The organism is Nocardia cyriacigeorgica (assembly GCF_005863245.1).
GTDB classification, from domain to species: Bacteria; Actinomycetota; Actinomycetes; order Mycobacteriales; family Mycobacteriaceae; genus Nocardia; species Nocardia cyriacigeorgica_C.
The window spans coordinates 627,241-638,206 of sequence record NZ_VBUT01000003.1 but is presented as its reverse complement, the minus strand read 5'-3'; the positions used below and the strand labels follow the sequence as shown (position 1 = coordinate 638,206).

Genomic DNA, 10,966 nt, shown 5'->3' with positions numbered 1-10,966 from the left:
ACCGGTGCGGTGCACCCGGTTTTTCATCGAGTCGGCCGAGCAGCTCACACCCGCTGCCCGGTGGCTCACTCGCCGCGAACGATGCGGCGCAACTTCTCCACGCGGGGACCGACCGCGCGCTCGTGACCGTGATCGGTCGGGTGGTAGTAGTCGACGCCGACGAGTTCGTCGGGTGGGTACTGCTGGGCCAGCACGCCGCCGGGATCGTTGTGCGGATAGCGGTAGCCCACGGCGTTGCCGAGCTGCTCCGCGCCCGCGTAGTGGCCGTCGCGCAGATGCGGCGGGACCGCACCGGCCTTGCCCGCCGAGACGTCGGCCATGGCGGCCCCGATGGCCGCCACCACGGCGCCGGATTTGGGTGCGGTGGCCAGGTGGATGGTGGCCTGGGCCAGGGCGAGCCGGCATTCGGGCAATCCGACCAGTTGCACGACCTGCGCCGCCGCCGTTGCGGTCTGCAATGCCGTCGGATCGGCCATGCCGATGTCCTCACTGGCATGGATCATCAGCCTGCGCGCGATGAACCGCGGGTCCTCCCCCGCACTCAGCATCCTGGCCAGGTAGTGCAGCGCGGCGTCGACATCGGATCCGCGAATGGATTTGATGAACGCGCTGATCACGTCGTAGTGCTGGTCACCGGCGCGGTCGTAGCGCACGGCGGCCTTGTCGACGCTGGCCTCCACCAGATCCACGTCGACGGTGCCGTCCAGCGAGGATTCCGCCGACGCCTCCAGCGCGGTGAGCGCCCGGCGGGCATCGCCTCCGGCGATGCGCACGATGTGGTCGAGGGCGGCGTCGGTGACGGTGTACTGCCCGTCCAGGCCGCGCGCATCGTCGATCGCGCGCCGCAGGACCGCGCGGATATCGTCGTCGGTCAGCGAGCGCAGTTGCAGCACCAGCGATCGCGACAGCAGCGGCGAGACCACGGAGAACGAGGGGTTCTCCGTGGTCGCGCCGACCAGCAGCACGATCCGGTTCTCCACCGCGGCCAGCAGCGCGTCCTGCTGGGTCTTGGAGAAGCGGTGCACCTCGTCGATGAACAGCACCGTCTGCTCGCCCGCGGTCAGCCGCCTGCGCGCGAGGTCGATGACCGCGCGCACCTCTTTGACACCGGCCGACAGCGCCGACAGGGCCTCGAAACGTCGGCCGGTGGCCTGGGAGATCAGCGAGGCCAGCGTGGTCTTTCCGGTGCCGGGCGGGCCGTAGAGCAGCACCGACGCCGCCCCGGAGCCCTCGATCAGCCTGCGCAGCGGAGACCCGGGGCCGAGCAGATGCTGCTGGCCGAGGACCTCCTCCAGCGTGGCCGGGCGCATCCGAACGGCCAGTGGAGCCGCCGCGCCGGGTCCGCGGAAGGTGAGGTCGGTATCGGGGGTGCCCGGCGCCGCGCCGGGGACCTCGAACAGCCCGTCGCTCATGACGCACCCCCGTCGGCGCCGGGCCGCGCCGTGAGCGCCCGATCGGCCGCGTTCATAGTTGGCTCGCTCATCGTCGATGACGCTACCGGCCGGGTCCGACACACCCGGCGCGCGGATCGAACCGCGACGCGGCGCTTCGATTTGCGAGTGCCCGGCCGATGGGTTGTGATCAATGATCGTGGCTGAAAACGTGGTCGTTTCAGATACTGCGGTGGTGCGGCGACGCACGGTCTTGGCAGGCGGCGCGGTCGCCGCGGCCGGGGCGGGCCTCGCGCTCGCCGCACCCGCCCGGGCGAGTGCGCCGGTCTTCCGCCATGGTGTCGCCTCCGGTGATCCGCTGCCCGACGCGGTGATCATCTGGACGCGGGTCACCGTCGCCGAGGACGCCGTCCCCGGCTCGGGTACGGGCTCTGCCGCGACCGTGCGCTGGGAAGTCGCCGCCGACGAGAACTTCGCCTCGATCACCGCCTCCGGGTCGGCTACGGCGACCGCCGACAGCGACCACACGGTGAAGGTGGACGTCACCGGATTGGCTCCTGGCTGCGTCTACTTCTACCGGTTCAGCGCCCTCGGCCAGCGCTCACCGGTCGGGCGCACCCGCACCGCCCCCGCCCTCGGCGCGACCCCCGACCGGCTGCGGTTCGGTGTGGTGTCGTGCGCGAATTGGGAGGCCGGCTTCTTCTCCGCCTACCGTCATCTGGCCGACCGCACCGATCTCGACGCCCTCGTGCACCTGGGCGACTACCTCTACGAATACGGTCGCGGCGAGTACGGTGGCCGCACCGGAGCGGTCCGTGCGCACGATCCGGCCAACGAGATCGTCTCCCTGGCCGACTACCGCATCCGCCACGCCCAGTACAAAACCGATCCCGACCTGCAACGCCTGCACGCGCTGCTGCCGTTCATCTGCACCTGGGACGACCACGAATCCGCCGACAACTCCTGGTCCGGCGGTTCCGGCAAGCACGATCCGGCGGTACAGGGTTCCTGGGCCGACCGTAAGGCGGCCTCGGCGCGGGCCTATCTGGAGTGGATGCCGGTGCGGGCGTCGCGTTCGGGTTCGGCTGTGCAGATCTATCGCCGGTTGCGGTTCGGCACGCTGGCCGAGCTGTCGATGCTGGATCTGCGCAGCTACCGCGATCAGGAAGTGAAGCCGGGCGCGGGCTGGCGTGAGGTGGACGATCCCGAGCGCACCATCACCGGACGAGCCCAGATGGACTGGCTGACCGCCGGGCTGGCGTCATCGACGGCGCGGTGGAAGCTGGTGGGCAATTCGGTGATGATCGCGCCGCTGGTGTTCCCGCCGCTGGATCCGGCGACGACCGCCGCCTTCACTCAGGCGTTGGGTATCCCGCAGTCAGGGCTGCCCGTCAATGCCGATCAGTGGGACGGCTACACCGCCGACCGGGCTCGCCTGTACCGGGCGATCACCGAGCACGGGGTGTCGGACGTGGTGTTCCTGACCGGCGATATCCACTCCTCGTGGGCGGCGGATCTGCCGGTGAACGCGGCCGATCCGGCCGGTCCCAGCGCCGGCGCCGAGTTCGTGGTGCCGTCGGTGACCTCGTCCAGTATGGGTGAGGTGATGCAGGCGCCGCCGCGGACGGCCGCGGTGCCGGTGGAGGAGGCGATCAAGGGCGTCAACCGGCATCTGCGCTACGTCGAGTTGGATTCGCACGGATTCGGCGTGCTCGAGGTGACCACCGCGCAGGCGCAGATGGATTGGTTCTACGTGTTCGATGTCGCCGACCCGGCCACGGGCGTGCGTCACGGCGCCTCGTTCGCCGTACCTGCGGGCGGCCGAATGGAGCCGAGGACGGCACCCGCGAGCTGAATGGTCGCCGAGCGCTCAATGCGCTCGGTGTCCCGATGACGAGGTGCGGAGCCAGCGCGCCGGTCGGCGCACACCGACGCGATCAGCGGCCGGAGCCTGACCTTAATCGCGGCGGCTGAGCGGGGGCCGGGCCCCGACGCCCGGCGCGCCCGGCGTTATTCGGCCCAGCGCTCCACGAGCACCGCCGTCATCGCCTCGGCGAAATCACCGATGACGTCGTCGCCGGTGACGCGGGCGTCCTCGGCGAGGGCGGCCCAGCGGTTGATCAGCGCCTCCGAGCGCGGCACCGACAGCCCGTGTTCGCGGGCGGCGGCGATGCGGCCGTGGTCGGCGGGCAGGAACCAGTAGGTGGACAGCCACACCCAGATCAGGCGCGCTTCCAGGATCTTCTCGGCGAGCAGGCTGTCCTCGGCGAGGGCGGGCCAGACGCCGACGACCTCGGCGCGCCAGGCCTCGACCATGTGGGCGGCGCGCTCGCGCGACAGTTCCACATCGCACAGGCAGCCGGGGAACGAGACCAGCGCGTAGGCGATGTCGAGGGTGGCGTCGCGGAAACCGCCCCACTCGTAGTCGAGGATGCGGGCGCCCTCGTCGTTGAGGATGACGTTGTCCGGGCACAGATCCGACGGGCTGAAGGCGCGGAACCGGCCGCCGGAGAACAGCCGGGATCCGTGGGTGATCTTGGTGGCCAGCTCGTCGGGCACCTCGATGCCGAGTTCACGCAGCAGCAGGGCGGGTACCTCGGCGACCGCCGACTCGGCCTGCTGGGCGATGCCGTCGATGCGGTGGGCCACATCCACCCGGCGCAGCAGCGCCACGAAATCGGCCTCGCGCCCCACGGTCGCCGCGTGCATCCGGCCCAGCGCCTGCGCGAAGGCCATCATGGCGTTCTGGGTGGCCGGTTCGGCGCCCGAGCGCAGCACGGTGGTGAGCGAGGTGTTCTCCCCCAGGTCGCTGAGCACGAGCAACCGGTCGGGCAAGCTGTGCGCGATGAGGTAGGCGCCGGGACGCTGTTCGCGGCTGAGTGCGGTGGTGAACTGGTAGGACACGGCTTCGCGCAGGAACGCGGAGTCGATGCTGGCGACACCGGGTGTGATGCTCACGTTGCGTGGCACCGGCGCGGCGCCGCGCACCTGCTTGAGGATCAGGGTGCGCGGTAGCGAGAAAGCGTTCTCGGCTACCCGTACACGTAGGACCGTCGTCCTACCACTACCGCTGAGTTCGATCGGATCGCTCAGCTTCACCGGAGCACCCATGCGCTTTGTGAGCAACTGTTGTGCTGCGGACACGACTTCGGTGGCGCGTTCGGCCAATAGTGCGGTCATCACTGATCAAAGTACTCGCATCGGGTCACTTCTAGCGAGCGGTTGAGCAACCTTTCCGTGTCGCTCGGCGTGTCCGCGCGCCGCTCTGGTAGTGGGCGACGATCACTTGAGACGATGGCAGCCGTGCTGTTTCCTGGTCGTCAACTACCGTGCGCCACACCGCAAACCAGCTGACCCGAAAGGTCGACCACCGTGACCGACACACCATCCGCCACGCCGCAACCGTCCGGCGACAAGCCCGCGCCGGGCGGCGGCACCGGGCAGGTCCCCGGCGGCGACCCGTCCACGCCCTACCCGTCCGGCCACGGCCGCCACGAAATGCCGGGCGCCGCAGGATACCCGCAGTTCGAGGGCCCGGGCGCGGCCCAGTACGGCAACGAACCGGTCGAACCACCGCCGCCGCTGGATCAGTCGCCCGCGCAGCCGACCTACGGCCCGCCGGGCACCGGACCCGACCCGCAGGCACCGACCTACGGGTATCTGCATCAGACCGGCACCGGCGTGCCCGCCCCGCTCGACGTGGGGCACGCACTCAGTTACGGCTGGGAGAAATTCCGGCGAAATCCTGGTCCCTGGCTGGCGGTGAGCGCGCTCGGCCTGGTGATCTATCTGCTGTTCGTGGTGGTCGTGCAGCTGCTCGCACCACGCTCGGTGCTGACGGTGCTGTTCATCTTCCTCGCGGTCATGGTGGGGCTGTGGCTGTTGCAAGCGGCGATGGTGCGCGGCGCGCTCTATGAAACCAACGGCTATCCAGCGACTTTCGGCTCCTATTTCCATCTCGGCAACGCGGGCAACGTGCTATTGACCGCCGGGCTGGCGTTCCTGGCCACCACGCTTGCCTCGGCACTGTGCCTGCTACCGGGTATCGCGGTGGGAATGGGGTGCATGTTCTCGCTGCATTACGTGATCGATCAGAACCAGGGGCCGATCGAGGCCATCACCTCGAGCGTCAAGCTGGTGATCACCAATATCTGGCCGGTGATCCTGCTGATGCTCACGGTCCTGGTCGTCGCACTGCTCGGCCTGCTGGCCTGCGGTTTCGGTCTGCTGGTCGCCGGGCCGGTGGCGACCATCGCCGTCACCTACGCCTACCGCACCATGACCGGTGGACACGTCTCGGCCATCTGAGCAGCCCCGGAAACGCCGATGGCCGGCCCTGTGCGGGGCCGGCCATCGAGACGTAAGTCGCTACCGCTTGGCAGTTTCGGACTCGACGGGCGCGCCATCGGCCGAAACCTCGGTCACACCCTTGATTTCCGGCTTGGCGTCCAGGCCGGCTTCCTTACGCTGCTGCGCGGTGATAGGCGCGGGCGCGTCGGTCAGCGGGTCGACGCCGCCACCGGTCTTCGGGAAGGCGATCACCTCGCGGATGGAATCCATGCCCGCCAGCAGCGCGGTGATCCGGTCCCAGCCGAAGGCGATACCGCCGTGCGGCGGGGCACCGAAAGCGAAGGCGTCCAACAGGAATCCGAACTTCTCCTGCGCCTCGTCATGACTGATACCCATCACCTCGAACACGCGCTCCTGCACGTCACGACGATGGATACGGATGCTGCCGCCGCCGATCTCGTTGCCGTTGCAGACGATGTCGTAGGCGTAGGCCAGCGCGGAACCCGGATCGGTGTCGAAGGTGTCCATCGACTCCGGCTTCGGCGAGGTGAACGCGTGATGCACCGCGGTCCAGGCCGAATAGCCCAGCGCGACATCGCCGCTCGCGGTCGCCTCGGCGGCGGGCTCGAACAGCGGCGCGTCCACGATCCACACGAACGCCCACGCGTCCTCGTCGATCAGGCCGACCTTGCGCGCGATCTCGCCACGCGCGGCACCGAGCAGCGCGCGCTGCGCCTTGGGCGCACCCGCGGCGAAGAACACGCAGTCACCGGGCTTGGCGCCGACATGGTCGGCGAGGGTGGCGCGTTCGGTCTCGCTGAGGTTCTTGGCGACCGGGCCGCCGAGCACCCCGTCCTCGTCGATCAGCACGTAGGCAAGGCCCTTGGCGCCGCGCTGCTTGGCCCATTCCTGCCAGGCATCGAGCTGACGGCGCGGCTGGCTCGCACCACCCGGCATCACCACCGCGCCCACGTACGGAGCCTGGAACACCCGGAACGGAGTGTCCTTGAAGAACTCCGTGCACTCGGTGATCTCCACCCCGAAGCGCAGGTCCGGCTTGTCGGTGCCGAAGCGGCGCATCGCCTCGTGGTAGGTCATGTGCGGGATCGGGGTGGGGATCTCGTAGCCGATGAGTTCCCACAGCGCCACCAGGATCTCCTCGGCCAGCAGGATGACGTCCTCCTGGCGAACGAAGCTCATCTCGATGTCGAGCTGGGTGAACTCCGGCTGACGGTCGGCGCGGAAGTCCTCGTCCCGGTAGCAGCGCGCGATCTGGTAATAGCGCTCGATACCACCGACCATCAGCAACTGCTTGAACAGCTGCGGGCTCTGCGGCAGCGCGTAGAAGTTGCCGGGCTGCAACCGCGCGGGGACCAGGAAGTCGCGGGCGCCCTCGGGGGTCGAGCGGGTCAGGGTCGGCGTCTCCACCTCGACGAACTCGTGGCGGGCCAGCACCCGGCGGGCGGCGGCGTTGACCTTGGACCGCAGCCGGATGGCGTGGGCCGGGCCCTCCCGGCGCAGGTCCAGGTAGCGGTGGGTCAGGCGGGCCTCTTCACCGGGCTGCTCATCGAGCTGGAACGGCAGCGGCGCGCTCTCGTTGAGCACCTCGAGCTCGCTGACGTTGACCTCGATCGCGCCGGTCGGCAGGTCGGGGTTCTCGTTGCCCTCGGGACGCTGTTCGACCACGCCGACGATCTTGACGCAGTACTCCGCGCGCAGGCGGTGCGCCTGCTCGGCGGCCTCACCCTCACGGAACACCACCTGCGCCACTCCGGAGGCGTCGCGCAGATCGATGAAGATCACGCCACCGTGGTCACGCCGCCGGGCCACCCAGCCGCTCAGGGTGACGGTCTGACCGGCGTGCTCGCTTCGCAGCGAACCAGCCAAGTGGGTGCGCAGCACGATGTTCCTTTCGACGAATGTGACACCGGAACGCCCTCCCGGTGCAAGCCATCGTAGTGAGACACATTCGCCGAGCGGAAACCGATATCGGGTCCATGCGTGCGAAGCTGTAGCGGACACGTCACAGATAGGGATTTCTCATGACCTTCAACGAGGGTATGCAGATCGACCCGAATCGAGCCTCTTCCGGCGGCGGGCCGGGCATGGGCGGCAAGTTGGCCCTCGGCGGCGGCGCCGGCGGACTGATCGTGCTGGTGCTGACCCTGCTGCTCGGCGGCGATCCCGGATCGGTGCTCGGCCAGTTCACCGGCGCCCAGGATGTGCAGTCCCAGCCCACCGCGGGCACGCCCGAGCACTGCCGCACCGCCGCGGACGCCAACCGGTACGTGGACTGCCGGGTGGTGCTCACCGCGCAGAGCCTGGACGCGGTCTGGGCCGCCGAGCTGCCGAAACAGGCGGGTGTCGAGTATGTGGAACCAGAGCTGGTCTTGTTCTCGGGCTCGGTGTCCACCGGCTGCGGCAATGCCACCAGCGCGGTCGGCCCCTTCTACTGTCCGGCCGACCAGACCGCCTACTTCGATGTCAGCTTCTTCCAGGAACTCGTCGACCGGTTCGGTTCCAGTGGCGGTCCGCTGGCCCAGGAGTACGTGGTCGCGCACGAATTCGGCCACCACATCCAGACCTTGCTCGGTGATATCGGCCGCGCCCAGCGCGATCCGCGCGGCCCGGAATCCGGCGCGGTGCGCACCGAGTTGCAGGCCGATTGCTACGCGGGGATCTGGGCGCACTTCGCCGACAAGATGCCCGCCCCCGGCGGTGATGGACGGCCGTTCCTACAGAAGCTCTCCGACACCGATATCGCGGACGCGTTGTCGGCGGCGTCGGCGGTGGGTGACGACCGGATCCAGCGGGCCGCGCAAGGACGGGTCAACCCGGAGGCGTGGACGCACGGATCGTCGGAGCAGCGGCAGAAATGGTTCCTCGCCGGCTACCAGAGCGGCCGGATGCAGGCTTGCGATACCTATTCCGCCCGCGATCTGGACAATCCGGCTGCCCGCTGAACCACCGCTCGGCTCGTCCGCTGCGCGCGTAGCTGTCCGAAAACAGCGGCCTCGCACCGGTTTCGGTGCGAGGCCGCTGTCATGTGCCCAGCGATCGGACCCTGTCTAGAACTGGTCCTGGTAGTAGTCGGACCCGTCGCCCTCGTCGGTGCTGGTGGCGCCGATGACCTCGGGGGTGGATTCGCCCAGCGGGCCGGTGAGGTCGTCGTTGCCGGTGCGGCTGCGGTACGGGTCGACGTTGCGCGAGTGCTCGTCCTCGTTGTTGTTGCGCTGCCCCGCGGCACCGGCCGCACCGGGGCCGCCCATGAATCCGGAACTCGAAGCAGGCGTGGTGCCGAGGCCCGCGCCCATCGGCATGCCGGCGACGGGCGCGCGCATACCACCGGGCAGCGCGACGCCGCCGGGTGCGCCGGAAGTGCCGGGCAGAGAAGGGATTCCGGCCACGCCGCCGCTACCGCCACGACCTGCCCCGCCGCCGCTGCCGCCACGACCGAAACCGCCCGTGCCGAACGCTCCGGCGCCGCCGCCGCTGCCGGCCGAACCACCGCTGCCGTAGCTCGCCGCGCTGGTGGACAGGCCATTGGTGCCGCTGGTGCCGGAATCGAATCCGGCCGCGGTGGTGGCGACCTCCTCGGCCTGCGCCATGAGCGGTTCGCCGACGTTCTGCATGACCGCCTGCGCGATCTCCTGGGGCGCCGGGCCGTTCTGCCCGACCAGCTGGCTCACCAGCCCGTTGAGCTCGGCGGTCTTGCCCGCCAGATCGCCTCGGGTGGCGTTGACGACGCTGACGGCCTGGCCGAGGTGCTCGGTGGCGGTCGCCATCAGGGTGGCCTGGGCGGGCGGGGTCATGATCACCGGCGCGAGCGCGACGGCCTGGCTGGCGAACGAGGTGGCGATCGTGGTGAGCTGGGCGTTGCCCTGCTGCACCACCGCGGCCGCGCGCTGGGTGAGCTCGGAGATATCGATTCCGCGCTGGCTGGTCTCCAGACCCTCGCTGTTGGCCTTCTGACCCGCGTCTTGTGCGGCGGTGGCGGCCTGGCTCTGCCAGACCTGCTCGACGGCCCCGAGGCTGCCCTTGCCGACCTGCATCGCCATCTCGATGACCTTGGAGGACTGGCTGAGGATGGCGGTGGGGTCGAAGGCCCCCATGACACCGGTGCCGAAGCTGCCGAGCAGATCGAGGATCGGCTTGAACAGCATGTCGATGCCGGGCAGGGCGGGCAGCGCGATACCGCTCATCAAGGCGCCGACCGGGTCGGCGGGCAGGGCCGGAAGCGCCGCGGCCGCCGGCGTCGCGGACGCACCCGCGGCCGAGGCGGCACTCGCGGCGGAGGATCCGCCGAGCACACTGCTCACCGCACCGCCGGCTTGACCGAGCACGCCCTGGGCGGCGTCGAGGACCGGCGCCGCGGCGTGGTTGATCACCGCTTCGGCATCGCCGATCAGGGCCGATGCCTCCGGCGGCAGACCGCTGAGGACGTCCTCTGGCGTGGAGACGGGCGCACCGAGACCGGACATGCCCGGCATGCCGACCGGTGCGGCACCGACGCCCGGCCCCTCATCGGTGATCTTCTGCGCGAGAACGAATTCCGGCGGTTCGATCGGCGGGAGGTCGGCGGGCAGCTGCGGCATCGGCAGGTCGAGGATCGCCTGCTGGTCCGACGGCACCGCCGGGGCTTGCTGCGCGGCAGCGGCGACCTGATCGCGAGCCTGCTCGAGCATCGACCGATCGGCTTCCGGCGCGATCACGCCGGACGCGCCCGAGGCATCCAGTGGTTTCACAGGACACCGCCGATCTCTCCGGCGGCCTTGCCGAGATCGCCGGCATTGCCGAGATCGGTGACGTCGTAATTGGTCGCCGAACTGAACGCCGCCTGCGACAACTTGGCGTACTTATCGGACAGATCCTGGATATCGCGCGCCTGCAAGACCTGCGCGGCCGCGAACGACATCAGATAGTCGGCGCCGATCAACCCGAATACCGGAGTCATCGCCGAGACGCTGGCGACCACGTCCATATTCCCCGCCCCGGCGATATCGCCCGCGATCGCCGCATTCGTGGCACCGAACGCGCGGAGCCCTTCGGTTTCTACCGAGACATCACTCATGGAGCTGCCCCCCAATCCTCATCAACATCAGTGTCGTCAACATCGCGTTGCTCGAACGTCCGCTCGTCTGCCCCTACAGCGCAAGTTCACCCGACAGCACGGCCGCTTCGGTTGCGGCCCAATATAGCCGACGACGCCGACATCGCTCGACCCCTCTCACACGCGCGCGGCAAAATTGGAACGTGTTGCAATTTAGAACAAGTTCTATATTCTC

At 69.4% G+C, this 10,966-nt stretch carries 8 protein-coding genes; 3 read left to right on the top strand and 5 right to left on the bottom strand.

Translation table 11 applies throughout. The features are described from left to right. Positions 1-65: 65 nt before the first annotated feature. Positions 66-1,412 (bottom strand): replication-associated recombination protein A, encoded by a 1,347-nt coding sequence (locus FEK34_RS09515; RefSeq protein ID WP_138447432.1) that lies wholly within the window; start codon positions 1,410-1,412, stop codon positions 66-68. A 172-nt stretch (positions 1,413-1,584) separates the two neighbouring features. Between FEK34_RS09515 and FEK34_RS09510 the strand changes: the two genes are divergently transcribed. Further along, positions 1,585-3,246: an alkaline phosphatase D family protein gene (locus tag FEK34_RS09510; protein WP_138447431.1), complete on the top strand. Its 1,662-nt coding sequence runs from the start codon at positions 1,585-1,587 to the stop codon at positions 3,244-3,246. 155 nt (positions 3,247-3,401) lie between these two features. On the opposite strand, the gene FEK34_RS09505 is transcribed toward FEK34_RS09510, so the two are convergent. Continuing rightward, positions 3,402-4,571, bottom strand: a complete 1,170-nt coding sequence (locus tag FEK34_RS09505) for a phosphotransferase family protein (RefSeq protein WP_138447430.1) — start codon at positions 4,569-4,571, stop codon at positions 3,402-3,404. 192 nt (positions 4,572-4,763) lie between these two features. Here FEK34_RS09505 and FEK34_RS09500 point away from each other — a divergent pair, with 192 nt between their 5' ends. After that, the gene (locus FEK34_RS09500) at positions 4,764-5,699 is read left to right on the top strand and encodes a hypothetical protein (RefSeq protein ID WP_138447429.1); all 936 of its coding nucleotides are present in this window, start codon (positions 4,764-4,766) and stop codon (positions 5,697-5,699) included. A gap of 60 nt (positions 5,700-5,759) precedes the next feature. On the opposite strand, the gene aspS is transcribed toward FEK34_RS09500, so the two are convergent. Further along, the gene (gene aspS, locus FEK34_RS09495; RefSeq protein WP_138447428.1) at positions 5,760-7,583 is read right to left on the bottom strand and encodes an aspartate--tRNA ligase; all 1,824 of its coding nucleotides are present in this window, start codon (positions 7,581-7,583) and stop codon (positions 5,760-5,762) included. Between the two features lie 140 nt (positions 7,584-7,723). Between aspS and ypfJ the strand changes: the two genes are divergently transcribed. Further along, a complete protein-coding gene (gene ypfJ, locus FEK34_RS09490) occupies positions 7,724-8,644 on the top strand; it encodes a KPN_02809 family neutral zinc metallopeptidase (protein ID WP_138447427.1) in 921 nt (306 codons plus the stop codon). Between the two features lie 105 nt (positions 8,645-8,749). Here the strand turns inward: ypfJ and FEK34_RS31115 are convergent, their stop codons facing one another. Both FEK34_RS31115 and FEK34_RS09480 read right to left on the bottom strand, forming a co-directional pair. Beyond that, positions 8,750-10,426 (bottom strand): hypothetical protein, encoded by a 1,677-nt coding sequence (locus tag FEK34_RS31115; RefSeq protein WP_138447426.1) that lies wholly within the window; start codon positions 10,424-10,426, stop codon positions 8,750-8,752. Further along, a complete protein-coding gene (locus FEK34_RS09480; RefSeq protein ID WP_138447425.1) occupies positions 10,423-10,752 on the bottom strand; it encodes a type VII secretion target in 330 nt (109 codons plus the stop codon). Before FEK34_RS09480 ends, FEK34_RS31115 begins: the two co-directional genes overlap by 4 nt. Positions 10,753-10,966: the final 214 nt, after the last annotated feature.

What these genes read in the sequence shown, in the direction of transcription:
- FEK34_RS09505 (WP_138447430.1), bottom strand. Translation starts at nt 4,571, where the DNA reads ATGACCGCACTATTGGCCGAACGCGCCACCGAAGTCGTGTCCGCAGCA.
- ypfJ (WP_138447427.1), top strand. Translation starts at nt 7,724, where the DNA reads ATGACCTTCAACGAGGGTATGCAGATCGACCCGAATCGAGCCTCTTCC.
- FEK34_RS09515 (WP_138447432.1), bottom strand. Translation starts at nt 1,412, where the DNA reads ATGAGCGACGGGCTGTTCGAGGTCCCCGGCGCGGCGCCGGGCACCCCC.
- FEK34_RS09510 (WP_138447431.1), top strand. Translation starts at nt 1,585, where the DNA reads ATGATCGTGGCTGAAAACGTGGTCGTTTCAGATACTGCGGTGGTGCGG.
- FEK34_RS09480 (WP_138447425.1), bottom strand. Translation starts at nt 10,752, where the DNA reads ATGAGTGATGTCTCGGTAGAAACCGAAGGGCTCCGCGCGTTCGGTGCC.